This is a genomic window from Photobacterium sp. GB-36 (assembly GCF_003026135.1).
Taxonomy (GTDB): domain Bacteria; phylum Pseudomonadota; class Gammaproteobacteria; order Enterobacterales; family Vibrionaceae; genus Photobacterium.
This window is the reverse complement of sequence record NZ_PYNY01000040.1, coordinates 1-24,977: the sequence shown is the minus strand read 5'-3', so window position 1 is coordinate 24,977 and position 24,977 is coordinate 1. Positions and strand designations below refer to the sequence as shown.

General features: G+C 39.4%; 24 protein-coding genes and 1 pseudogene. 10 read left to right on the top strand and 15 right to left on the bottom strand.

Translation table 11 applies throughout. The annotated features are described in order from the left end of the window. Nucleotides 1-550 precede the first annotated feature (550 nt). The 3 genes from C9J46_RS20430 to C9J46_RS20415 form a co-directional block, all read right to left on the bottom strand. Nucleotides 551-1,303, bottom strand: coding sequence for a class I SAM-dependent methyltransferase (locus C9J46_RS20430; RefSeq protein ID WP_158259626.1), 753 nt, complete (start codon nucleotides 1,301-1,303; stop codon nucleotides 551-553). A gap of 891 nt (nucleotides 1,304-2,194) precedes the next feature. After that, the gene (locus tag C9J46_RS20420; protein ID WP_050939540.1) at nucleotides 2,195-2,719 is read right to left on the bottom strand and encodes a GNAT family N-acetyltransferase; all 525 of its coding nucleotides are present in this window, start codon (nucleotides 2,717-2,719) and stop codon (nucleotides 2,195-2,197) included. A gap of 486 nt (nucleotides 2,720-3,205) precedes the next feature. Further along, nucleotides 3,206-3,691: a GNAT family N-acetyltransferase gene (locus tag C9J46_RS20415; protein WP_199187179.1), complete on the bottom strand. Its 486-nt coding sequence runs from the start codon at nucleotides 3,689-3,691 to the stop codon at nucleotides 3,206-3,208. 414 nt (nucleotides 3,692-4,105) lie between these two features. On the opposite strand from C9J46_RS20415, the gene C9J46_RS20410 reads away from it, so the two are divergent. Both C9J46_RS20410 and C9J46_RS20405 read left to right on the top strand, forming a co-directional pair. Next, complete coding sequence (locus C9J46_RS20410) at nucleotides 4,106-5,356, top strand: MFS transporter (RefSeq protein WP_107291443.1); 1,251 nt, start codon at nucleotides 4,106-4,108, stop codon at nucleotides 5,354-5,356. Continuing rightward, the gene (locus C9J46_RS20405; protein ID WP_107291442.1) at nucleotides 5,353-6,039 is read left to right on the top strand and encodes a peptidoglycan DD-metalloendopeptidase family protein; all 687 of its coding nucleotides are present in this window, start codon (nucleotides 5,353-5,355) and stop codon (nucleotides 6,037-6,039) included. The genes C9J46_RS20410 and C9J46_RS20405 overlap by 4 nt, the downstream gene beginning before the upstream one ends. A gap of 52 nt (nucleotides 6,040-6,091) precedes the next feature. Here C9J46_RS20405 and C9J46_RS20400 read toward each other — a convergent pair whose 3' ends face one another. The 4 genes from C9J46_RS20400 to C9J46_RS20385 all read right to left on the bottom strand — a co-directional run bounded on the left by C9J46_RS20400 (nucleotide 6,092) and on the right by C9J46_RS20385 (nucleotide 10,448). After that, entirely contained in the window at nucleotides 6,092-7,276 is a 1,185-nt protein-coding gene (locus C9J46_RS20400) for an MFS transporter (RefSeq protein WP_107288122.1), read from the bottom strand. Nucleotides 7,277-7,321: 45 nt separating this feature from the next. Continuing rightward, entirely contained in the window at nucleotides 7,322-8,110 is a 789-nt protein-coding gene (locus tag C9J46_RS20395; RefSeq protein ID WP_107208720.1) for a helix-turn-helix domain-containing protein, read from the bottom strand. A 39-nt stretch (nucleotides 8,111-8,149) separates the two neighbouring features. Continuing rightward, the gene (locus C9J46_RS20390; protein WP_107291441.1) at nucleotides 8,150-9,325 is read right to left on the bottom strand and encodes a PcfJ domain-containing protein; all 1,176 of its coding nucleotides are present in this window, start codon (nucleotides 9,323-9,325) and stop codon (nucleotides 8,150-8,152) included. A gap of 346 nt (nucleotides 9,326-9,671) precedes the next feature. Continuing rightward, entirely contained in the window at nucleotides 9,672-10,448 is a 777-nt protein-coding gene (locus tag C9J46_RS20385) for a helix-turn-helix domain-containing protein (RefSeq protein ID WP_107247918.1), read from the bottom strand. Nucleotides 10,449-10,660: 212 nt separating this feature from the next. On the opposite strand from C9J46_RS20385, the gene C9J46_RS20380 reads away from it, so the two are divergent. Next, complete coding sequence (locus tag C9J46_RS20380; protein ID WP_107291440.1) at nucleotides 10,661-11,833, top strand: MFS transporter; 1,173 nt, start codon at nucleotides 10,661-10,663, stop codon at nucleotides 11,831-11,833. 112 nt (nucleotides 11,834-11,945) lie between these two features. Here C9J46_RS20380 and C9J46_RS20375 read toward each other — a convergent pair whose 3' ends face one another. Beyond that, nucleotides 11,946-12,599, bottom strand: a complete 654-nt coding sequence (locus C9J46_RS20375) for a DUF2913 family protein (RefSeq protein ID WP_107208724.1) — start codon at nucleotides 12,597-12,599, stop codon at nucleotides 11,946-11,948. Between the two features lie 408 nt (nucleotides 12,600-13,007). On the opposite strand from C9J46_RS20375, the gene C9J46_RS20370 reads away from it, so the two are divergent. Continuing rightward, nucleotides 13,008-14,207, top strand: a complete 1,200-nt coding sequence (locus C9J46_RS20370; protein WP_107291439.1) for a glycosyl hydrolase family 18 protein — start codon at nucleotides 13,008-13,010, stop codon at nucleotides 14,205-14,207. Nucleotides 14,208-14,317: 110 nt separating this feature from the next. On the opposite strand, the gene C9J46_RS20365 is transcribed toward C9J46_RS20370, so the two are convergent. The 3 genes from C9J46_RS20365 to C9J46_RS20355 form a co-directional block, all read right to left on the bottom strand. Next, entirely contained in the window at nucleotides 14,318-15,508 is a 1,191-nt protein-coding gene (locus C9J46_RS20365) for a Bcr/CflA family multidrug efflux MFS transporter (protein WP_107208726.1), read from the bottom strand. 235 nt (nucleotides 15,509-15,743) lie between these two features. Further along, entirely contained in the window at nucleotides 15,744-16,439 is a 696-nt protein-coding gene (gene rsuA, locus C9J46_RS20360) for a 16S rRNA pseudouridine(516) synthase RsuA (protein ID WP_107247922.1), read from the bottom strand. A gap of 112 nt (nucleotides 16,440-16,551) precedes the next feature. Beyond that, entirely contained in the window at nucleotides 16,552-16,917 is a 366-nt protein-coding gene (locus C9J46_RS20355; protein ID WP_107247923.1) for a hypothetical protein, read from the bottom strand. A 230-nt stretch (nucleotides 16,918-17,147) separates the two neighbouring features. On the opposite strand from C9J46_RS20355, the gene C9J46_RS20350 reads away from it, so the two are divergent. From C9J46_RS20350 to C9J46_RS21905, 5 genes are all read left to right on the top strand, one after another. Next, on the top strand, nucleotides 17,148-17,987 hold the full coding sequence (locus C9J46_RS20350) for an isopenicillin N synthase family oxygenase (protein WP_107247924.1): 840 nt from the start codon (nucleotides 17,148-17,150) through the stop codon (nucleotides 17,985-17,987). Nucleotides 17,988-18,297: 310 nt separating this feature from the next. Next, nucleotides 18,298-18,792, top strand: coding sequence for an N-acetyltransferase (locus C9J46_RS20345; protein WP_107247925.1), 495 nt, complete (start codon nucleotides 18,298-18,300; stop codon nucleotides 18,790-18,792). Nucleotides 18,793-18,957: 165 nt separating this feature from the next. After that, nucleotides 18,958-19,521 carry a LemA family protein gene (locus C9J46_RS20340; protein WP_107247926.1) on the top strand — a complete coding sequence of 188 codons (564 nt, stop codon included), beginning with the start codon at nucleotides 18,958-18,960 and terminating at the stop codon, nucleotides 19,519-19,521. 20 nt (nucleotides 19,522-19,541) lie between these two features. Beyond that, nucleotides 19,542-20,498 carry a DUF3137 domain-containing protein gene (locus tag C9J46_RS20335; protein WP_107247927.1) on the top strand — a complete coding sequence of 319 codons (957 nt, stop codon included), beginning with the start codon at nucleotides 19,542-19,544 and terminating at the stop codon, nucleotides 20,496-20,498. A 33-nt stretch (nucleotides 20,499-20,531) separates the two neighbouring features. After that, the gene (locus tag C9J46_RS21905; protein ID WP_255418469.1) at nucleotides 20,532-20,654 is read left to right on the top strand and encodes a hypothetical protein; all 123 of its coding nucleotides are present in this window, start codon (nucleotides 20,532-20,534) and stop codon (nucleotides 20,652-20,654) included. A 145-nt stretch (nucleotides 20,655-20,799) separates the two neighbouring features. On the opposite strand, the gene C9J46_RS20325 is transcribed toward C9J46_RS21905, so the two are convergent. Together C9J46_RS20325 and C9J46_RS20320 are read right to left on the bottom strand one after the other, a co-directional pair. Continuing rightward, nucleotides 20,800-21,213, bottom strand: a complete 414-nt coding sequence (locus tag C9J46_RS20325; RefSeq protein WP_233217923.1) for a GNAT family N-acetyltransferase — start codon at nucleotides 21,211-21,213, stop codon at nucleotides 20,800-20,802. A 226-nt stretch (nucleotides 21,214-21,439) separates the two neighbouring features. Continuing rightward, nucleotides 21,440-22,510, bottom strand: coding sequence for an FAD:protein FMN transferase (locus C9J46_RS20320; RefSeq protein WP_107247929.1), 1,071 nt, complete (start codon nucleotides 22,508-22,510; stop codon nucleotides 21,440-21,442). 175 nt (nucleotides 22,511-22,685) lie between these two features. Here C9J46_RS20320 and C9J46_RS20315 point away from each other — a divergent pair, with 175 nt between their 5' ends. Then, nucleotides 22,686-24,431: a DEAD/DEAH box helicase gene (locus tag C9J46_RS20315; RefSeq protein ID WP_107208736.1), complete on the top strand. Its 1,746-nt coding sequence runs from the start codon at nucleotides 22,686-22,688 to the stop codon at nucleotides 24,429-24,431. On the opposite strand, the pseudogene C9J46_RS20310 reads toward C9J46_RS20315, so the two are convergent. Both C9J46_RS20310 and C9J46_RS21700 read right to left on the bottom strand, forming a co-directional pair. Further along, nucleotides 24,424-24,686 (bottom strand): annotated as a pseudogene (locus C9J46_RS20310) (helix-turn-helix domain-containing protein); the annotation flags it as partial. The gene C9J46_RS20315 and the pseudogene C9J46_RS20310 sit on opposite strands and share 8 nt — an antisense overlap. Before the next feature lie 75 nt (nucleotides 24,687-24,761). Beyond that, nucleotides 24,762-24,914, bottom strand: a complete 153-nt coding sequence (locus C9J46_RS21700) for a hypothetical protein (RefSeq protein WP_158260233.1) — start codon at nucleotides 24,912-24,914, stop codon at nucleotides 24,762-24,764. Nucleotides 24,915-24,977: the final 63 nt, after the last annotated feature.

The window sequence follows — 24,977 nt, the reverse complement described above, 5'->3', positions numbered from 1 at the left end:
CATTATAACTGGACAAATAAACAGGTTTATTCATTAGCAGAAATCAAAAATATCTCGCCTAAATTGATATAGGAATAACACGAGTACTAAAAGAAAGAGAATGGAGATAAGAGAGATGGAGACAAAGCCGGGTTTCATCTCCATGTTTAGGCATTATTGCGGCTTGTGGTAATGATAAGACACAGCTTCAAGCAATCCAATTTATGTTCATGTTAGCAGGGTAACTGACGTTGCCCTCACCGAATAAAACGGTACGTATAAAAGCCCAACCCTTTTGCCCCTGCTGCCAACATGTCATGCAATTAACGGGGATATTTCGACCCAGATAACCGACGTTAGATAATAAGGATAATGGCTTTCACGCTGCAGAAATAAAGAGGATTTTATTATAAATCAGGGTATTAATATTATTGGTTCACACCAAGGATAACGCTCGACTTCTTTTTGGCATCCCCCTTCATGATATTTCCAATATTTACTTATATAAGGTGGCTTGGGCTTGTCCAACACTTCGGATAGGTGTCGGCTTCGCGACACATATCCTTATTTGTCATAGCGCTTTTACAACACCCACGATACTATTTGATACTTTAGTAAAAGGGGTCTTTTTCCAGTCGGAATAATGTCCTACTAGCTGTAAGCCAGCACTTTCTAGACAGTTAACGATCTCATCTATTGAACGATATTTGAGCTCTATTTCACTATGGTATTGCTCACCACTTTCGTAATCCCTACGGATGTGATGAAGCATCGTATCATTGGAATGAGGGTGAACACAGTCCCAGCCGTACACTTTAACTTTTCCCCCCTTCGGGCTTATATATGAAGACCAATACTCATAACCACTGGTTACTTCTAGATGCTCTGGGGATGGAAGCCGACAATCAAAAATGAATGTACCATTGTTACCCATATGATTTTTAATCTGATTTAGCATGGACAAGAAGTCAGCATCAGAGATAAATGCTTGAAACGCATTACCAGTCATAGAGACTACATCAAATTTGGTGCCTATATCGAAATTGGTCGCATCCATTTCATAGAATGAAATATTGTTTATCGTTGCGGATTTTTCTATAGCGAACTCGACCATTGCCCCTGAAAAATCTATACCTACTACATGAGAAGCCTCATTGGATAAAGGAATCGTGACGATGCCTGTTCCACAACACACATCTAGAAGCGATGACGCTTGTTGGGAAGTTAATATGTCACGTAGAAATGAGATTTCATTAGCATAATCTTCACCATACTGTGCATCATATTCCTCGCCTGACCAAAATTCACTCTTGCTTTGTTTCAACGACTCTTCTCCTTGAGCATGAATGCGCTATAACAGTATATTAATAAGCATTCTTACTTTTACGCTTTATTAATACAGCAAATATTCAACATTCTAATAAATAAAAACATTTCTTTTTATTACCTCAATCGCAAAAAAACACTCTCAATTGATTAATTACTCACGATAAAAGTAAGAACTGTTTTTAACCCGTCGGATTAAAAACACAGCTATGAATAAAGCATCCTATATATCAATGCTTTATAAATAGAAGCTGAGATAATTAAGCATTTTTTCTTATTTAAAACGAAATCTAAGCGTCAAAATTTACGATTTGCATTATAACTGGACAAATAAACAGTTTTATTCATTAGCAGAAATCAAAAATATCTCGCCTAAATTGATATAGGAATAACTCGAGTACTAAAAGAAAGAGAATAGAGATAAGAGAGATGGAGACAAAGTAGGGTTCATCTCCATGTTTAGGCATTATTGCGGCTTGTGGTGATGATAAGACACAGCTTCAAGCGATCCAATTTATGTTCATGTTAGCTGGGTAACTGACGTTGCCCTCACCGAATAAAACGATACGTATAAAACGATACGTATAAAAGCCTAACCCTTTTGCCCTGCTGCCAACATATCATGCAATTAACAGGAACATTTCGGCCCAAATAACCGACGTTCAATAATAAGGATAATGGCTTTCACGCTTCAGAATTAAAGAGGGTTTTATTATAAATCAGGGTATTAATATTATTGGTTCACACCAAGGATAACGCTCGACTTCTTTTTGGCATTCCCCTTCATGATATTTCCAATATTTACTTATAATAAGGTAGCTTGGGCTTGTCCAACACTTCGGATAGGTGTCGGCTTCGCGACACATATCCTTATTCGTTAGGCGAATTTTCAAAGGCTTATACGCATATCTGCACAATTGAAAAGACCATCACCCAAAGTCGGAAACCGTGCATGATTTTTGAGTGTTCCATGATTTGAGAAACCCGACTTTTCTAAAACTCTTATGCTTGCGAGATGCTCAATAAAGGGATTTGTTCTTACTTCTTTTACACCTAAACTTTTCAAGTACTGCAGACCAGAGCGGCACAACTCAGATGCAATGCCTTGATTACTAAATTTATCTGATATACCAAAGTGAATTTCAGCATATTGTTCATTGAACACGAAAACAACTAAACCGAACACAAAGTCATCTGGAATCGAAGCAACACCATATACACAAACTTTGGGAGCATTTTCTAAATAGAATTTTCGCCAATGCTTAATTTTCGAGAGCGTGGTTTCAACTGAATCGTGGGGCAATGTCGATATGTACTTGGCTGAACTGCATGAGCCTGAATACATATTGAACAAAGAGTTTGCATCAGCTTCTCGAAGCTCTCTGACTCTAAAAATTCCACTTTCGTAGATCATTGCAACTCCATTCGCCTAACAGTATATTAATAAGCATACTTACTTTCGCGCAAAAATACACGCATAAAATACCTTTACCATACTCGATATAATCTTTACATATTATGAACTTACTGGCAATTTTTTACATTTAAAGATTTAAAAGAGGGTGTAAAAAGTAAGAAATGTATTTGATCAGTCTTATTAAATACAAACTGAAACATTAAATGATATAATTTTCAATTGGTTATGATTTCACTTCTGTTTTTAACAAGAAATATTTCTTATTAAAAACAGAACTCAAACGATAAAATCACCACGTTTCATTATAACTGTTGATATACACAGTAAATAAAACTAATCCAAAACCACGTTAACACGATATGAATGAGTATTTGATCTAACACGTTTTGGGGCAAATATGAGTTAGCCTAGTAGCTAACTCAGATGTGATCACCAAGCGATTCTGTCAGATTATGAAAGGTATTTTGATTTCTTGACCGTTTGTTAGTCGTACATTGCCCAACGGAAATACGGACGCTGACCATCCATCCGTTCAACTTCTGCGCCTAGCTTCTTATAGAAATTATGGGCTTTGGTGTTGTAGGGGCTAGCTGTCCATGAAATGTGAGAAGCTAACGACTTTCCTGCTTCAATTTTCAAAGCATGCATAAGTTCGGCACCATACCCCTTTGACCTATGCCTACCAATAACTAGCAAGTCATCAAGCCAAATAGATGGCTCACCTCGGAAGGAAGAATAGCGGTAATGAAATAAGGCGAAACCCAGAACTTTGCCGTCGACTTCCAATAGCAAAGCGTGAGCAAACGGAACGTCGCCAAATAAGGTTCGTTCAATCTTGCCTTTATTTGTGGAGATTTCGCCGTTGAACCCTTTCATACTTCGGTCAAACTCAGCTTTATACCCAATAAGTTCTAGTAACTTACCGGAGTCTTTTTTGTTCGCTTTCCTTACGTTCACTCTGTTCTCCATAACTCAAATTCCGGGTTATCGGCTAACACTTTATACGACTTTTAGCCGCCTTTAAAACACCTATCATGCAGCCTTTTCGATTACAGTTAAATTTTCCATCAATAAGTTAATGAATATTAGATTGTATAAGGACACATATTTTTAAAACTTACTTCGAAACTCCCTCAGGTAACTATAGCTAAGGGAAACTTTCCGCCAAAAGAAGCTAACTCACTTAGCTTCTTACTAATGTAGACAGTAGATAACTCAAAACAAAATATAGTTAATTACAAGTATCTGAATGCGAATCACTTTCAGTTGCATAAGTTTGCTTTTGACCAGTAATTGTTAAAAATTAATTTCAACACTTACGATAGTGTTTGCCAATTACCCCAAGAGAATTAGAATAGCGCGCATATTCACTGGGAGAATAAGATGCACAACCAACACCGCACGGCTCAACAGTTGCCCTTATTTACGCTTATAACGCTATACATCATTATCTTTCTTGGTTCTGCCGGATTTTTTATTACGATCCCTGCATACGTCAGCTTATTTTTAACTGATCATTCGTTGGAATTTGCCAAGAGTATGCCAATTGAACAACGTCGTATGTTGTTTGGTACAGTAATGTCTGCCGCCCCATTTATTTCGATGTTCTTTACCCCTTTTATTGCGCGTTTTGCCGATAAGTTCAGTCGTAAGACCGTGATTACCATTTGTTTGATGATTGCAGCTATTGGTTTCGCCTTACCGATTTATGCGATTGTGGTGAGCTCGGTGATCATTTTGTTTGTTGGTAATATGATCAACAGCTTAGGCTCGGCAAGCCAACCTATTGCACAAGCGATTTTGGCTGATAACAGCGAAGGGAAAAACAAAGCAACATTGATGAGTTTAGTTGCCGTTGTTATGACAGCAGCCATGTCATTTGGCCCAGCACTTGGCAGTAAATTATCATCTAGTTATGGCGCTCAAGCACCATTTTATGCCTGTCTCGTCATTGCACTTATCAGTTTAATCTTGATGTTTGTGGTACGTTTACCTGTTCAGCACATTGTAAAAACAGAAAACCCTTTCTCGTTTGTAAAGCCGTTAAAACGTAGTCAAAAAGGCTTAATGAACTGTTTGTTTATCGTTTTTATTTGCCAATTTAGCTGGAGCCTCTATTTCCAAAACATTGCTTTTATCTTCCCGCAGAAATGGAATATTTCGGTAGAAAGTGAGTTCTACCAATACTTTATGATGGGAATTGGTGTCGTAATGATCCTTTCACTATTACTATTGCCACGTCTGATCTTATCGCGTTTTTCAGTTAATTCAGCACTACGTACAACAACAGCATTATCTGCCATTGGCATGTTATTACTTGCGATCACTCCAACCCCAACCTCTCATGTGGTTGCGATGATCTTTACAGCATCCATGGTTGCGTTATGTTTTCCTCTTTACATCACTGCCCTCTCAGATCGCGCGAGTGATATTGATCAAGGTTGGGCTATGGCGCTTTCTAGTGCAATGGTTGGCTTGGCGTGGACATTAACTGGTTATTTGACTGCTATGATGGTCAATGTGCACTTATTATTACCAACGGGGATTGCTGTCATCGGCTATCTTGCCGCAATGGTGGTGGTACCAACGAAGAGCACGAATAAAAACACACAATCAGATTTGGAAGCAGCATGACACAAACGAAAACCCCTTTCGAAAATGTACTCAGTGCACATGAGTTTCATCCTGTGATACCCAAAGAATTACAATTCGATACAGGATACGTTGTCGATTTAACACCAAGTAGTCATTTATGGCAGCAAGTAACTGACGAGCATACTTTCGCTGATGAAATCGTAAAACAAGCCATTGCCACCAATGCACAAATAGTCATTGGTCGATATGCTGAACACCGCTTGATTTATCAAGATAAAGAGAACTTTTCCGACTCTCCTAATCGCACTGTTCACATGGCGATTGATTTAGGCGTACCTGCTGGCGTTCCTGTTTATGCCCCACTTGATGGTGAAGTTTATGGTATCGCAAATCATGCAGCAAACGGTGACTATGGCCCTACTGTTATTTTAAAACACGTGCTCGATGGGCATGTTTTTTATACTCTTTACGGACATACAGCGACTGAGTATTTATCGCAATTAACTGTTGGTCAGCATATTAGTCGAGGCCAACAATTTACAGCTGTGGGTAACACGGAAGAAAATGGGGGGTGGGCGCCTCATCTGCATTTTCAAATCATCAAAAACATGGGTGATTACAGTAATGATTATCCTGGTGTGATTGATCCTGAGCAGTTTGATTTTTACCAAGATAATTGCCCGAATCCTAATTTAATCCTAAAACGTAGCGATTTAGATTAATCTGCATACATAAAAGCGCCTATTTGCCTTCAAGCCAATAGGCGCTTTTTATTTACGCTTTTGCCAACACGACTGAGTTATCATTCCACCAGCGTTGTACAGACATATTAAGTAATGCCATCGTTGTAAGTACACATGCCATCACCCATTCAACACTGGCTAAATGACTCACAATAAAGGTTAACGTAAAGATCCCAACCATTTGTAATGAGCCAAACAACGCTCCCGTTTGTCCTTTATGCTTAGGGAATAAATACAGCGCACTGACAGCCACGACAGAGGTGGTTAAACCCGCGCCAAAACAATAGATACCCATGCCGATAATGATCGTCGCCATGCTGTGAAATACCACATTCGATAATATCGTCAACCCACCAAGCAACATAATACAACTTGCTGCTTTAATGATTCGTCCTTCTGTCGCGGTATATTTTAGAAAACGAATATAAAAAATACGCGCACACAAACTACAACCAATGAGCAACAATGAAGACAGACCAAAATATTGTACAGGTAAATGGTATTGTTCATTCGCAATAAACGCCCCCATCAAATAAAACACCAGCGCACCACCATTCGCCATCACCATCATGATTAAATAGCGTAAGAACTGCGGATTAGTTGCAATCATGGAGTAATCACGAGCAACAACCCTTGGTTTTGTCGCATGAATATTCTTTTCTAAGTGGGTTTCTTTTAAACCTAAGGCAATAACCACAAATAGCAGTACTGCTAACCCCAACATAAACCAGAAGCTACTATGCCAGCCAAAATGGCTTTCTAAATAGCCACCAATTGCAGGTGTCGACGCGGGTAAACACATAAATAAAATACTAAACCATGACATCACATCCACTAACTGCTCTTTAGTTAATGAGTCTTGCATTATGGTTCGGCATAATAAAAACAACGCCCCAACACCCATACCTTGTACGGCACGTCCAATAATTAAACCTGATAGTTGATCAGCGTGTAAACAAAGCGCTGAGCCGATGATAAATATCACCGCACCTAATATCGCGATAGGACGACGACCGAAGCGTTCTGCGACAGCGCCGCACACTAATTGACTTAAACCTAACGCAATGAAAAACGTGCTCACCGTTTGTTGTACTGCTGTCGATGACACATTCAATGCCTTAGACATTACAGGTAAGCTAGGTGCATACATATCAGAGGCGAAGAAATAGCTGCACGCCATTAATAAACTGATAGAAAGTAAACGTAGTAAAGACATGACAACAATCTCCTTAATTGATGTCATTATCTTAAACAGATGTGTTTAGTCTTGTTGTTGAACTAGCGACAACGAGTTGTGATTTTTCGCCAACTTCTGGCTAGCTTTGTGTTGTTTAAAACGATTAAAGGCATGAGAAAAGGCAGACAAGCTGTTATAGCCTAAATCTAATGCGATATCTGTATGCGCGACACCTGCGCGACTCAACTGCCATGCTTTTGCCATAACCAACTGCTGTCTTATTTCGCGAAATGGTTGATCAAATGTGCTGATAAATAAACGATTGAGAGTACGAGAAGATGCACCACAGTGCTCAGCAAAACGGTCTAAAGACAGTTTAATATCAGGTTCAATAGTCAGCGCTTCAATAATCGGCAACAAGCGTTTATCAATATCATGATTACTTTGATAAGCATCGCTCTGGTAATTTTGTTTCTTGAGTTGATCGAGAAATACCGCTAAATAATGGTGTTGAACATCGCTATTGCTGTCAGCACCTTGCTCACAGCCAATGTCTTGCGACTCAATTTCTGCCATCACCTGCACCATTAAGCGATTGGTCGAGATGATCGCCATCTCATTGTAAAAATGAGGAATAACATCTGGTGAAGCATGAATAATACTTAAGCTGGTATCTTTCAACACTTTCAAGTGATGACGGTGATTTAGGGGCACCCAAATAAGTTGTCCACTAACAGCCAGTATGCTTTTATCCTCTGTTCTAGCAATACCGCAACCTTGGTGGATATAAAAAAGTTGTACAAAATCGTCGTGAGAGTGCGGTGCTTTTTCTTCTGTTGGGGCATAACGTTTTATCGAATGAAGTAACCGCATTGCTTTCCTTTAAGAGTAACCCAATAAATTCAACCCGTATTATGGCTTAGCTGACTTCATACTGTCTAACCAACCATAAACAGCCTCTAATGTTTCAGAAGATGGCATCCTATTATTACGGGCTTGGATTTGATCCACTGTATATGTCCCACTAACTCGTCCATTAACGAAATAATGCCGTTTTAAACCAATGGTAACACGCTCTGGCATGAACATTTTATACACCAAATATTCGCCTTTAATGATCCGGTTGTGGTAAATCGCCACACAGTGATTTTGTTCAATCCCCTCTTGTTCAAGTTCTTGATAATCGCGAATAGGCACAATGTTGTTATTACCTTCAAAAGGGATCACGTAAGGCTTATTGGAATTAGCATCGGGCACAAAATTGATACTGTGTTGCGCCACCACCCACCTGTCGTGTAACGCTCGTAACTCTTCATAAGAAGTCACTGCATGAATACGCTTGATTGAATCAACATCTAATACGCGATAAGCAAGCTGGAAAACGTCAGATAAAATTTGATTAATTTGAAAACGTTCACGCTGATTGGTTTGCGCTATATGCCGTCCAAGCGGCGTACCTGTTAACGTTGGCCATTGCAGATAGATCTGCAAGGTTAAGTTAGTGATCGTTTTATAATGTTTAAACAGTTGAAACGACATCAATTCAGGATCGAGCAAGCGGTGAATAATAATCACAATCGAACGGGTTGAAAAATCACTCTCAATCCGATCAAGAAAACGCAATGCTGAACGACTCGAAGCTAAGCCAAGTTGAGTAAGGATTTCACGTTGACCTAATTCGCACAGTGCTAACACTTCATCTTGATCTAACGGATATTGTTCGCATACCAAATACAATAAGGTAGGACGTTGGAGTAATAGCTCTCGGGCTTTCTGACTCAATGCTGCAATCTTGAGCATGTACACCCCAAATTCAGCATAGCCTCGGGCTTTTTCAACTAAACCAATAGGAATGCTATCTACCCATGCTTTCCCCCCTTCTAATGATTCGATGTGCTCAATATAGAATGAACAGCTCCCCTCTAACGGTTCCCGGTGCCCATCTGGGTATGCTCGATACATAGCAAGACAGTCATGCCAGTCATAGAACTCAAGCTGAAAAGGAAAAAAGGTTAAGGCTTCATCAAATGATAAAACTAACGGCGCTGAGTGATGAAACTCTTCGCGCTCAGCACAACAAGCAAGCATAAATATCCATATATGTCTGTTAGCCTTGAATAATGATTATCGTTATCTGCTCAATGTGTCTTGATATGAAAAACAATAATAACTGATAAATATATCATGCCTTAGCGAGATGAAGATTCAACTGCAAAACGACAAGGATGAGAACCTAGTACGGAAAATATATTAAATAATATGAAGGCGTTATTTATGTTCACCAATGGTAATTCTTTCGCAAAAATCAGGTCAAGGATGGCGTCAATTCAAACGATTATTTAAGTAGCTTACCTTGTATGAATAACGTTTTTATTTTTTTGCTCGTCACAGTTAAGACCAAATAAAGCAGACAGTTTAAGAACATCGAAAATTGTTACTTATACTCTGTAATAAAATTAGAGGGTGTAACGCCAGCCTTATCATGAAAAAAACGAATAAAAGCACTATCACTTGAAAAATCTAGCCGATGAGCAATATCTGTCACTCGCCAATTTGATGACAGCAATTCAATAGCGGCTAATAAACGCCACTGTTGGCGCCAACTTTGATATGGCATACCCACTTCTTTATTAAAAATACGGGTGATGGTTTTTGCACTCGCTCCTACGATAAGGCTAAGTTCTGCTAATGATGGAGCAACAAACCCCTCATCATCAATATCAGCTAACCATGAGGATAAACGAGGATCGGCTGGAATAGGTAAATTCAAGTGACTATCTTTCGCAAGGTTGAGCTCTTCAATTAAGAGGTTCACCGAATTAACTTGCTCATTATTGGGTTTATCAAACGCCCAAAACGCCATACGCTCCATTAATGCCGACATTAAAGGATTAATATCAAATATTTTTAGTTCTCTCGGCAATTGTGGTTGTAAATCTTGGTCAAAATACAAAGAACGGTATTGCGTAACATTGGATGTTTGTGCTTTGTGCTCTATTCCTGCTGGGATCCAAGCTGCACGCATTGGCGGCAACACACATTTCACACCATCTAAACTAATGACCATGCAACCATGATGAGAAAACAACAACTGATCTTTGCTATGAGTGTGATAACCAGAATCATGCTCTGCTAAATCAGCAGCAAGCCCAACAACAAGACCATGATAATCATCAGCACAAAACTGATCTTCCATTCGAATATAAGCCATATTAGCAGCTCCTTTCTGCAACTTGTCCTTAAAGTGACATTTGTTGTTCTTATATTAATATTACACCACCCATGAACACTATATACTTCTCATCATTGAAATAACAGTCTCGCACTTCACGAATTAGCGATGGCAGTAATACGTATCATCCACTGAACAATATCGGTTTTTTGCCTTTCGTCGGTGGATGATCAAGCGTCAAAGAGGAAGTCATGAATAAAAAAACAATCTCGACATTATTAGCGATTTCGCTGTTAATGTTTCCACAGCTCATAGAGACGATGTATAGCCCAGCGCTAACATCGATTAAGAATCACTTTTCAGTAACCACCTCAGATGCAGCTCAAGCGCTATCGATCTTTTTTATGGTCTTTGCCGTTGGCGTCGTATTCTGGGGAACCATGTGTGATGTGATTGGACGTCGTTTATCAACCCTATTAGGTATAGCAATTTGTATTGCTGCCGCACTATTTTGTTACTTTGCACCAACATTTCAGGGGTTACTTTACGGTTTTGGTGCGTGTGCTTTTGGTGCAGCTGTTGGCTCTGTATGTACCCAAACCATTTTACGAGATAGCTTTGAAGGCGCGAGTTTAGCAAGAATCTTCTCTATTGCGTCAACAAGTATTGGTCTTAGCCCAGTTATTGGTATGTTACTTGGTAGCTGGTTGACGGCTCACGGTGGCTATACTTGGGTTTTCGCAGCGATGGTGATCATGTTATCACTACTATTACTTTGGGGTGGCTTTGCATTACCAGAGACAAAACCAAACCACATTAAACGTGATAGCTTGTTTTTAGTGGCAAATAAAATGCTCCGTGACAGCCATATTTGGTATATCGTATTAATGATAGGGCTGGCAAATATTGCCCTGTTCTCTTACTACAGCATTGCACCATTTATGTTTGAACACTTAGGAGCTAGCGTTAAGTTTTTTGGTAATACGAGCTTTGTTTTAGCTGCTGGCTCAATTTTAGGTTCACTACTTAATATTCGTTTGATACGCCTACATATTCGCGGTGAACTCATCGTAATGTTATCGACATTAATGATGCTGACAGCTGGTTTAGGTGTTTACTTACTACAAGAAACTGTTTGGTTCTTCATTCCAATGGCATTGGTATCACTGTCATTTGGTTTAACATTACCTAACTTGTTAAGTACTGCTTTAATCAATTACCGAAACCACCTAGGAACAGCGGGTGCATTACTTGGCTTGTTCTATTACTTAATCATCGGTTTTGGCCTAGATCATGTCGCACATGTTGGCAATCTAGCATTAACATTACTTGTTTGTGGTGGTGGTTCATTTGTACTTGTACTATTAAAATTGATCACGACAAAAGCCAATAAACAAACCAGTGAAAACGCAACAGCAAGTTAATCGACAAGTGAGTTGAAACTCACAGTATCGTTAACTTCTATTAATAAAAAAGCCGCATAAGGTCATCTTTTTAAAAGAGTCTTATGCGGCTTTTCTTTTTTTCTGTAAGCGATTAATTCGTCACAGTGGGTAATTCAGGTAAATGTGTACCAGCATTATCAGGATAAATCACATACTCACCGTGGAATTTCACTTTAGATTTGTAGTCGGTGATCTTAAACAGCAAAATACCTTGTTGGTAGGCCAAATCGATAAATTGCTGCGCATTACCACGAATATAAAAAGAAAGGGGTTTTATTAATGTACCCTGCTCATTCATCGCAGACTTGTATTGCGCCGCACACACCACTAATGATGCTTGACCATCGGTATGATGAGACACTTTGCGGTTCACTTCATACTCGTTAGTCACTAACCAATCTGCGGCTTCTACAACACGATAGAAATCATCTATTAGCTCAGCGGTAATAACCGTTGAATGACCATCAGCATCATTTAACGCACTAAGGGTATTTTTAATACGCTCAAATTGTACTTTAAGCTGCGCATTTTTGCCCATTGTGCGAGATTGTTTCTGCCATTGCAGTAATGTCTTAGACACACAGTGATCAAAACATTGTTGTTTGATCATCTTCGTCACCCACGCGCTTAAAAAAACCGTCTCACTGACCGGGTTTTTCTGGGTTTTACCAGACTCTTGCGCAGTAACCAGAGTTGATAACCCTTCCGTTACCACATGTAGAATTTCGTTATAAAAAGAAGTCATAATTTTAGAAAATCAAAAATAAATACGGCTAAAAACAAGCTTACGAATGTTTAACCAAGAACCAAGGTTCCTGTTAGAAATTTCCACTTATCGTACGCTACTGTCAGGTGAGATAGGTGCCAATGATAACGAGTTATACCCTAATAAAAAAGCAGCAATGTATTGAAAATATTAGCTGGTTTTATCTATCAATTAAGATGGAATTAACCAACCAACACAGAATATAAATCTAAAAATAAACCTCATCAATACAATTAACTCGGCTGATTATAATAAATACAAATTTAAAATTGCAATATAACATTACTTTTAAAGAAAAATGCTTTGTGACACTCATTCAGGTGGTGAATATATATTTGTGAATAATCACTGTGAACGTTATCAATTAACAAGGAATAAGGTTTATAGATGAAATACACTCTTTTAGCCGCTTTAATTGCTGCCACATCACTAACCGCATGTAACAGCAGTAGCAACTCTTCGGATGACTATAATGGATATGTTGCTCAGGAACCAAAACCTGCAAAGATTACAGAGTTTCGTAATGTGGTATATGCGAGCTACATGAAAAATGCCAATGATCAGTGGTTTGATAATCCGCATTCAAATGAAATCAGTGATCTGAATATTGCCTTCATGAACCCTAGCGCCAATATGGATAAAGAAGGGATATATCACCCTGATGGACACGTTGCTCCCCTATCTACCGATAAAATAAATAAGCTTACTTCCACTATTCAAAAATTTAGAGAACAAAACCCTGATGGAAGAGTATTTATTTCCTTTGGTGGCTGGCGAGATAGCGAGAAAAATGAAAGTGACGATAACATCATTGGTCGTGACATCGTTTACGAAAAAATAGCCGCATCGCCAGAATATCGAGAAAACCTAATCAACGACATGATGGATGTTGTAAATACCTACGGTTTTGACGGTATTGATCTTGATTGGGAGTACCCTCAAGTGGGTGATGGTGCAAATCAATATGCTGATTTTGTTAACCGATTAGCAGATAGGCTTCATGCTGAAGATAAATATTTCACCGCAGCGATCATTGGTAGTAAAGATAAACCTAATGACGATGGAAAAGGTGCTGGCTATCTCGATGTTGCATTAAATGCCTTTGATACGGTTCATTTAATGACTTATGACATGCAAAATGAAGATCACTCAAGCTATAAAGATTCAGTCAATGCTTTAAATTACTGGTTAATAGAGCGCCACTTAGATCCGCAACGTATTACATTAGGATTACCTGCCTACCCTCGCCATGCCCCCACTTACGGTGTATTAGTTAAGGAAGATAAACATTACGCTTGCCGAGATACTGTAACAAAGAATAACACGACACATTATTATAACGGGTTACCCACGATCCGCTCAAAAGTCCATTTAGCTAAAGACGACTATCATTTAGGTGGGGTCATGTTATGGGAATTGCCTTGTGATGATATTAATCCACAAGATAAAGATCTTTCTATTATAGAAACCATCAATGCCACCATTAAACAGGACACTTCTTATCGCAATATTTGCGATACACATAAAAACGAAACTGGTTGGATTGTTTACCGTAAAGATGATCCAATGAAGCATTACGATTGGTAAATTAAAACAGTGTTTAAAGTTACTATTTACCTTCGATAATCACAAAAAAGTACGCCAGAGAGTCTTCTCTGGCGTACTTTTTTCAGCGACATCTGTAAAAATAAAATGCTTTATGCGTCTTTTGCTAAGAACCAGTAAAAACCCGCAGACAATACTGCACAAACGGCCATCGTTCCTGCCATTGGCCATGCCGTACTGTCTGGCATTAACGCAACAATACTACCGACAATAGATGCAACACCAAAACGGAATGTGCCGCCTAATGAAGAAGCAGTACCAGCCATTTGAGGATAACGTGCAAGTAAACAAGCCATTGAGTTACTACCAATAATCGATAGCACACCAACAAATAGCATAACAGGGATAACAACGCCCCAGAGTCCAAAATCTAGCCACTGACCAATAACAATTAACGCACCGGCAAACAGCTGAATAACTAATCCAAGGCGTAACATCCAATGGGTGCCTTTTTTCCTTACAAAACGCCCATTTATACTGGTCATTAGGATTAAACAAATGATATTTAAACCAAAGTAAAAGCCAAAGTTTTCAACACTTACACCATAAAGATCAATGTAAACAAACGACCCCGCCGTTAAGAAAGTGAACATGCCTGAAAATGAAAAGCCGCTACACAGTATCAAGCCGAGAACCACAGGATTAGACAGTAGTTTTATATAATTGCGGATAATGGATAAAAAGTGGAAAGGTATACGTTTTTCTTTTGGTAATGTTTCTTTAATTTTAAAAACAATAGAAAGTAAAACAATGACAGCAAAAATAGACAAAAACCAAAATACCGCACGCCAGCCAAACCATACCGATAAATGACCACCAATCATAGGGGCAAGTAAGGGGGCCACTGTCATCACTAAAGTAACAAACGACATAGTACGAGAAAACTCTTCACGCTCGAACATGTCACGTACTAATGCACTAATGATGACGGCTGCGGCAGCACCTGCAAAACCTTGTAAAACACGAATAACAGTCAGTTCTGTGATACTCGTACTCAACGCACCTAATACGGTTAAAACAGTAAAACTGATAGTACCGAGTAACAAAATTGGACGTCGGCCATAACTGTCAGCCAGAGGCCCATGGATCAATTGACCGAAAGCAAAACCTGCGGTGAATACGGTTAATGTAACCTGAACTAAACTGGGAGAAACTAAAAAGTCTTTGGCAATGTTCGGCATTGCGGGCAGGTACATATCAATCGCTAAAGGCGTAAGCGCAGCTATTGCGCCAAGGATCAATATCAATTGCAGGCTCAACCTTGGGCTGTCTTGCTGGTTCATAGCACCTCTTATGAGCTAATATTCCATATGAAGCTTATATTTTACGATAAAACACGTATACAGAACCTTTCTAATATGGAAAAGAGCTATTTCCTTTTCCGCATCCCCTTCGCTACACGTATTCTGTATTTATCTAATAAAATAAAAGGCATAAACAATGCAGACTAAAAACAAGTCTTCATATTTACGCCTATTATTACAGCATATAATTTATAAAATTAACATCACCAACTAATTATTTTAGAAATGATGCAATTTCTTCTGCTGTTAGTGGTCGGTACTCACCAGGCGCGAGATCTTCATCAAGCTCAACGGTACCAATACGCTCACGGTGTAAGCCAACCACTTTATTACCCATCGCTGCGAACATACGTTTTACTTGGTGGTACTTACCTTCAGATATTGTCAGCAACGCCTCACGCTCGCCAAGAATTTCTAATTTAGCTGGGCGTGTTAATTCTTTCTCACTGCGAAGTTGTACACCTGCTTCAAATTGCGTGATGTAATCTTCAGTGATTGGATCGGCCGTTTCAACAAAATAGGTCTTTGAACATAAATGACGTGGCGAAGTGATACGGTGAGACCATTGACCATCATCGGTTAACAACACTAAACCCGTTGTATCACCATCTAAACGACCTGCTACGTGCATTTTCTCTGGGCTTACTTCATCAAACAAAACAAAAACAGTTGGATTGAAGTCATCAACATGAGAGCAGACGAAGCCTTCTGGCTTGTTAAGCATAAAGTAACGAGGACCTTGCAGCTTTAGCGGGCGACCGTTAAATTCCACATCGTTATCGTCACTGACTGAAAACGAAGCACTACGGACGATTTCGCCATCAACTTCAATCATTTTATCTCGAAGAAGTTTACCGGCTTCTCTACGGGTGATACCCAATGTGGTACCTAAGAATTTATCAAGCCTCATTAACTGGCTCCGCTAATTGCTACAAAAGAGCGGTATTATAAGACCAAATAACAAAGATGCATTAAAAACTTATTGCTCCCATCAAAGCGATAAATGCCTTATTGTCCTCATTTTACTCTGATTCGTAATGTACCTTGATGCTATTAGCCAACAAGGTAATGCTATTATCTTGCTCTTTTCTAACCGTTACCTTATCTGAGGTTATCACCACGAATTGATTTTTCTCATTGGTGAAAGGAAAGCTCACCGCTACATCACCTTGATAAATCGTTTCTTGTTTATCGCTATGAATATGAGCACTGGCGATTTTAACCGCTATACCACGCCGAATATGCATCACCACGTTACCGCTATAGGTTTGATAATCCTTATAACCTTGTTCATACTTTGACGAGATCGTAAATGGATTAATCGTACCTGCGAATATACTCATACTAATGAATAAGCAGGAACATAGTATTGCTAATTTCTTTTTCATCTTCTGCCTTCTCCATCATTTTTATCCTATTTTGTTAACAACTCCCTTAACCTTTACTTAACTGCACGCAAGATAAATACCACTATTATTGATTATTTCCTCTCATGGATACTATGTTTCTGAACTTTACCCGCCACATCCTTGTTACATCTTTGTTTCCAAAATAGAATATATGGCGCTCAGCTAAACGATTACTACAAATAAAAAGATACCGTTGGAGAATCATATTAATGAAACTGGAAGCCGTAGATTACACAGCAGATAATGCAAAGCAGCTTTTTGTCGAATCCCTACGAGAGACAGGCTTTGGGGTACTAAAAAATCATCCTATCCAACAAAAATTAGTCCAAAAAATCTATGATAAGTGGTATGACTTTTTTAATAGTGAAGAAAAAACTGCGTTTCATTTTAATGTAGAAACCCAAGACGGGCTGTTTCCAACCGACGTTTCAGAAACCGCCAAGGGGCATACCCAAAAAGATATTAAAGAATACTTCCACTACTACCCTTGGGGTCAGTGCCCAGCTGAACTTAAACAAGATATTCAACAGTACTATCAAGAAGCCAATGCGCTTGCGACAGAGTTACTAAGTTGGGTTGAACAATATTCACCTAATGAGGTTTCCGCTAAATACACTCAATCACTATCAAGTATGATTGATGGCAGTGAGAAAACATTGCTTCGCATCCTACATTACCCTCCGCTGCAAGGCGACGAAGAGCTAGGCGCGATTCGTGCAGGAGCCCATGAAGATATTAACTTATTAACCATTTTGCCTGCTGCTAACGAGCCGGGGCTACAAGTTAAAGCCAAAGATGGTAGTTGGATTGATGTGCCTTGCGATTTTGGTCATTTAATTATCAATATCGGTGACATGCTACAAGAAGCTTCCGGTGGTTATTTCCCATCCACAACTCACCGTGTGATAAACCCAGAAGGCGCAGATAAAACAAAATCACGTATTTCATTACCTCTGTTTTTACACCCAAAACCAGACGTTATCCTTTCAGAAAAATACACCGCACATGAGTATTTAATGGAACGTTTACGTGAACTTGGTGTTATCTAATTTCTAAGACATAAAACACTAAGTGTAGAAATGGCTCTCGGCTTTGATCTCTGTTTTGATACTAGGGTTCGGTCAGTCGAGAGACTTCATAAAAAAATTATGAGGTTACAATCTAAAATATGAACATTTTTTCGTGTTTCTGGTCTCATTATCGAAGAGTTACAAATCTATTTATTATGCAAACAATCTATTATTAGCATATCGAACAATACATCATTTATTTTTTGATTACGTTTACATTCAGACTTTCAGATCTATAGTTCATTGATAGCTTAATTGGTTGTGTATAGATCTTACTTAGGGACTCCGTATGAAAATCTCGTTAACGAAACCTGTGCTTTCATCTCTTGATACTTTTCTCAATCTCATTGACGAATTATTTGCTTACGAAGCCCTACCGCAAAAGGTAGAGCAAACAGCAACAGCGGTAAAACAACTATTATCAACACCAGAGCTTGGGCAAGCTTGGTTTATTGAAGTTGAAGAAAATGGTGAGACCTGTGTCGCAGGACACCTTGTGGTGAGTTATGCCTTCAGCCTTGAACATGGCGGTAAAGTTGGGTTTATTGACCAATTCTATTTAAAACCAGAGTGGCGACAAAAAGGCATTGGCGCATCATTAATGCCGCAAGTTGAAGATCGTGTTATGAACGATGGTGTTAAAGCCCTATCACTGGAAGTAAATATTGGTAATGCGGGTGCTCGTACTTTTTACGAACGCCATGGCTTTGTGCCACGTCGCCAGTTCTGTGTTATGACCAAAAACCTTGCTGAAAAAACAGTGCCACTTCACGTCGCATCGTAACGGCCTCCCTTTACTTTATGTAAAAATGGATTGAACCATGTCTAAAGCCTTGCCATTCGCAGGGCTTTTTCGTAACCCCTTAAATATAAACAAGCATATCAATTAATTACGTGCTTATTTATAATGCTATATCATGTCTTTTCAATATAAATACCAAGGAATTTTATGGGTCTTTTCATCACTATCGGCGTTATTGTTATTATTGCCCTTGCCTACATCAGCCTACGTAACGGTTTAATTGGTAAAAAGAACCAAGTTGCCAATGCAGAATCAAGCATTGATGTAATGCTGAAAAAACGTTTTGACTTACTACCAAATTTAATTGAAACCGCCAAAGCATATATGCAACATGAAAAATCGGTATTAACGGAATTAACAGAGCTTCGTAGCCAAGCAAGCAATGCCACCAGCACAGATGCGAAAGCCGCTCTAGACAAGCAAGTTAGCACTGCACTCTCTCATTTCCGCATGGCTGTTGAAGCGTATCCAGAACTAAAAGCCAACGAGAATATTGATACTGTAATGCGTTCCATGAATGAAATTGAAGCTCAACTGTCTGCAGCGCGTCGTACTTTTAACGCATCTGTCACTAATTTCAATAATGCTGTAGAGATGTTTCCATCAAGCATCATCGCTAACCATATGAAGCTAACCACATTACCTTTGTTTGATATTCCAGAAGTAGAGCGTCAAAACGTCAATGCTGCTGAACTGTTTAATAACAAATAACCCAATAATTAGGTTTCACCATGGAAGATCGTATTTCAGCCTTATACGAACAAAAGCTGAGAACACAGCTGTCGTCACTAGAGTCTACTCGCTTACATGTCGTTAAACAGTTATGGATTGCGCTTGCGGTTGGAGGTATTACAGCTGCTATTGCGATCCCAACTGCACTTCATTTTAATGCCTTACCTTTGGGTATTATCGCAAGTTTTATTGTTGCTATTTTTATGCTGGTACGCTTTTCAAAACAGAAGCAACAATACTGCATCAGTTATAAACAAAAAGTGGTTACCGCCCTACTCGCTAACATCAATGAGAGTTTTGATTATCAGCCTCTCGGCTCTGTTTCCGAACAAGACTATAAAGCCTGCCAACTCTTTCCACAGCATTATGATAGCTTTCGTGGTGAAGACTTTGTCCAAGGTACAATCGGAAAAACGACACTGCGTTTTTCAGAGTTAGAGACACAAATTAAAAAGCAGCGCGTGAATCAAAAAGAAAACCGCGAGGAATGGGAAACCATTTTTCATGGCATTTTATTTATTGCCGATGCCAATAAACACTTCAATAGTCAGACACTCATTTTACCGGCAAAAAACGCATTTATTACGGCAATTGGTGATGCCGTATCTCACCTGTTTAACCGCGAAAATAGACGTGTAGATCTAGAAAATCCAAACTTTGAGCAATACTTTTCGGTCTATAGTAGCGATCAAATTGAAGCACGATACTTATTAACGCCTGCGATGATGGAACGATTAGTCGATTTTGTTACTAAAGCTAAAAATCGTGTCTCATTATCATTCATCGATAATAATATTTATATCGCGATGAATAGTCATAAAAACTACTTTGAGCCCGCATTGTTTACATCCTCGGACTCACTGGAGTCTGTTAAAGCGATTGCCCAAGACTTACAATTTGTCATCGATATTGTAAGCGATTTAGATCTCAATACTCGCATCTGGACGAAGCGCTAATCCATATATTTAAACCGTAATGGCACACTGCTGATGAATAACATTAATTATATTCTTGCTCTTAGCGATGATGATCCTACGATTATTGATCGACAAGCACAGCAGCAAACGTTTGAAGAAAATAAAACGAACATTCATTACACCGAACTATCTTAATCACCACCTTCCCCAGATCATCAAAATGAGCGATCCCAGTGACGGCATAGCATATGGATAGAAATAAAGAATCATAATGCCGATATGTTTTCTCAACTCGCCAATAGATCAGGCACAAGCGCAACTCGTTAAGTTAATAAAAACCTCACAGCAAGTTTAAGTTACACCCCATTTTGACATATTCCACATCTGACTTATAAAACCTATCACCAGATGTGGTCATCCCTAAACGCTGGTAAAAACCAATAGCACTCGTTCGAGCATCGAACCAAAGAAGCTCTGCGTCAGTCGTTTTTAGATAAGTAAAGAGCGCTTGGATCATCGCAGTACCAATACCTTTACCTTGATATTCAGTGAGGGTGGCAAACTTACGAAGTCGTGCTACGTTTCCTTCAATATAAACCGAAGACACACAGACGAGCTCATTATGAATAAACACCCCAAAGTGGGTTGCTGTCTCATCCCCTTCCACTTTACAAAACGACTCCGGTTTCGACGGCCATAGAACACGATGTCGAACTGTTATTGCCTGCTGCCAAGTAATTGGTTTTATTTCCATTAACGTGAAATCCATATAAAAAAGAAGCTACAACTTACCAAGCCATAGCTTCTATTAATCCTTAACATTAATCTACCCTTTCAAACGTAAACGCCCCTATATGTCGTTTAGTTTGGTTTAGCTGGCGTATTAAAACACCGAAGCCTTATCTAGAGAGTTACTCTAAATAAGGCTTCTGCTTAAATCAGAAATTTCAACATCGCATTGAAATTTCTAAACTAACACTTTATTTCTGCTGGCTTAATGTGATGTTTTTATCTTGGATCAACGCATTACTTTTTGAGCTCTTAAACGCACCATCAACATCTTGAATATAATAAACCGGTAATGACTCTTCATTTGCTACCGCTTTCCCTTCATCAGGGCCCAAGCACAGCATGGTTGTTGCCCACGCATCACCTTGAATAGGATCATTACCAAACACGGATGCTGAAACAAGATCATGAGTGATCGGCGCACCTGTTCTTGCATCAAGAATATGTGAGTAATCTTTTTTGCCATCCTTAAAGTTATGGTGATACGTACCTGAAGTGTTTAGTGATACGCCATTCTCATCATTAATCGTCACGATTTGATAAGGATGAATACCGTCTTTTAGCGCTACAGGTTGTTCAATCGCCACACGCCACTTCTCACCCATTGGCTTATGACCTTTAATCTTCATATCGCCACCGAACTCAACCAAGTAGTTCTCAACACCATCCGACTCTAAAATTTGGCTTAAACGGCTAATCGCATAACCTTCACCCATTGAAGATAAATCAATCTGCAACTGGGGAATGGTTTTTCTAATACGTAAGTGTTCAGGATCTATTTCAATTTTATCAATACCAATATCAGCACGTACCTTTGCAATCTCGGCGGCTGTTGGCACATTTAATTTATCGCTTTGAAAGCCCCAAAGTTTATATAGCGGCTGAATAGTAGGATCATAGCAACCATGACTTTCTTTATTGATTGCCTTTGCTATAGACAACATATAAATAAAATCTTTCGAGGCCGGCTGCCACTCCGTTGAAGTGCTTTTATTAAACTTAGAAATATACGAATCACCGCGATACGTAGAATATTCTTTATCAATCGCGTCTAATGCTTTATTAAACTGGGCTTGTACCTTCGCCGATGAAACATCATCTTTAGACCAGTAACTCACATGGTAGCTAGTGCCTTCTGCATAGCCTGCGATTTTTTCTAACTTTGGAGGCTCACTACAACCCGACAACATCATAGTTGCAGACAGTGTAAATAACGCAGCGCAGCTTCGCTTCAGGAAAACATTCGACGTTTTCGTAAACATACAAAAACCTTATTGATACATAATGTATGTAAAGTTTACCAACAGTTACCAAACACTACTAGACAGAGGCAAAACACCGCATCTAACCTAACCTGAGAACAATGAATGAAGGCTTTGCCAAATCACTGGTTAAATGTACACTAGTTAAGTTTTCAGTTACGCCAGAATAGTTTCTATGTATACCCTTCGTCCTTATCAGCAAGACAGTGTTAACGCGACTATCCACTATTTTCGTAAACACAACACCCCAGCAGTATTAACCCTACCAACAGGCGCAGGTAAAAGCCTTGTCGTCGCAGAGCTTGCACGTATTGCTCGTGGGCGCGTGCTTGTATTAACCCACGTTAAAGAGTTGGTAGAGCAAAACCATGCCAAATATGAAAGTTACGGCTTAAAAGCCTCTATTTTTTCTGCTGGATTAGGTCGAAAAGAAACCGACCAACAAGTGGTGTTTGCTTCTGTTCAATCAATGGCAAACAGCTTAGATAAGTTCAAAGAACAATTTTCATTATTAGTTATTGATGAATGTCACCGTGTACCTGACGATGAAAACAGTGCTTATCGCAAAGTTATCAAGCACGTTCAAGACGTAAACCCAAACATTAAAATCCTTGGCTTAACCGCGACACCTTATCGCTTAGGCATGGGCTGGATTTACAAATACCATACCCGAGGTCAGGTTCGTACTGAACAAGATCGCTTCTTCCGCGACTGTATTTTTGAATTACCGATTCGCTATCTATTAGACGAAGGCTTTTTAACCGAGCCCAAAATCATGGATATGGCAGTGATTGGTTATGATTTCTCATCTATTACCCCTTCATCGACAGGCCACTACAAAGAAGCCGATTTAGATAGCGTGATTGGAAAATCAGAGCGTGCAACACCAATGATCATTGAACAGGTGATTGAGTACGCCAAAGATCGTAAAGGTGTGATGATATTCGCCTCAACCGTTAATCACGCACAAGAAATCATGGGCTACTTATCCGGTGAAAATGCCGCGTTGGTGATTGGTGATACCCCTCTTGATGAACGCGATCGCATTATCAATGATTTCAAAGCGCAAAAGATTAAATACTTAGTTAACGTTTCAGTATTAACGACTGGCTTTGATGCGCCACATGTCGATTTAATTGCTATTCTTCGCCCAACAGAATCTATCAGCTTATATCAGCAAATTGTTGGTCGAGGCTTACGTTTAGCTGATGGTAAAAAAGACTGTTTAGTATTGGAGTATGCGGGTAACTGTTACGATTTATACCAACCTGAAGTGGGTGATCCAAAACCCAACTCAGAGAGTGAAGTCGTAATGGTACCTTGCCCTGCTTGTGGTTTTAAAAACAGTTTCTGGGGCAAACTCGATCCCGCAGGCTTTTTAGTTGAGCACTATGGACGTCGTTGCCAAGGCTATTTTGAAGATGATGAAACTGGCGAGCGTGAGGAATGTGGTTATCGTTTCCGTGCTAAATACTGCGAAGAATGTGGCGCTGACAACGATATCGCCGCAAGACGCTGCCACCTTTGCGATGCGGTGATGGTTGATCCTGATAAAAAGCTGCGTGAGGCGTTAAAACTTAAAGACGCCATGATCATGAAATGCACCGACATGCGCTTAGAGCCAGGAAAAAATAAATTCGAGAAACCACAGCTTAAAGTGGTTTATGTCGGCGATGAAGGTAATGAAATTAACGAAGTGTGGACGCTTTCTAATAAAACCCAGAAACAAGAGTTTCTTAAGCGGTTTATTAACCCTCATTTAGTGGATCGTCACCGTCCATTCACCGATACCGCCCCAACAAAAGTTGCCAATAGCGAGCACCGTTTACGTCCACCTGAAATTGTAATCGCCCGTAAGAATGGTCGATTTTGGGCTATTCGAGACAAGTTGTTCGATTTAGATCAATATCAAAAAGACTAAAGTCGTAATACTTCTTTAGATGAGACGCTGAATCTCTTTTTTGAGTGAATCAGGCGTTTTATTACTAGGTGTACGACCAGTGTTGCCATGAATCACAAATCGAATCCCTTCTTGGCGATAACGTTGCAAGTATCGCTCAACGGTCCTTCGTGACTTTTGTAGTAAATGAGTAGCGCTATTGATGGTAATTTTGCCCTCAATAACTTTGCTAATGATATCGACAGTAAACTGTGATTTTGAATCCATGTAGAACATCCTTAGCCCCCCTTAAAGCAAGTTTTATTACTTTAGAAAGTACGCTAATTCAGTCCCGACATATTCCCTTGGTAGTTAGCATAATGACAAAGTCGCTTGGTAATTACGATACGACAGAATCGCTTGGTGATCACAACAGTCCATGGAGATGGCTAACTCATTTATGTCGAGTAGACGACACTTGTTACCAAGTGCCGTCCCTCTAAGAACCGTACGTGCAACTTTCACTGCATACGGCTCAAGCCTCCACTAAGGCACCGATTGGCACCCAGCAACTTACAAAGCAGCGAG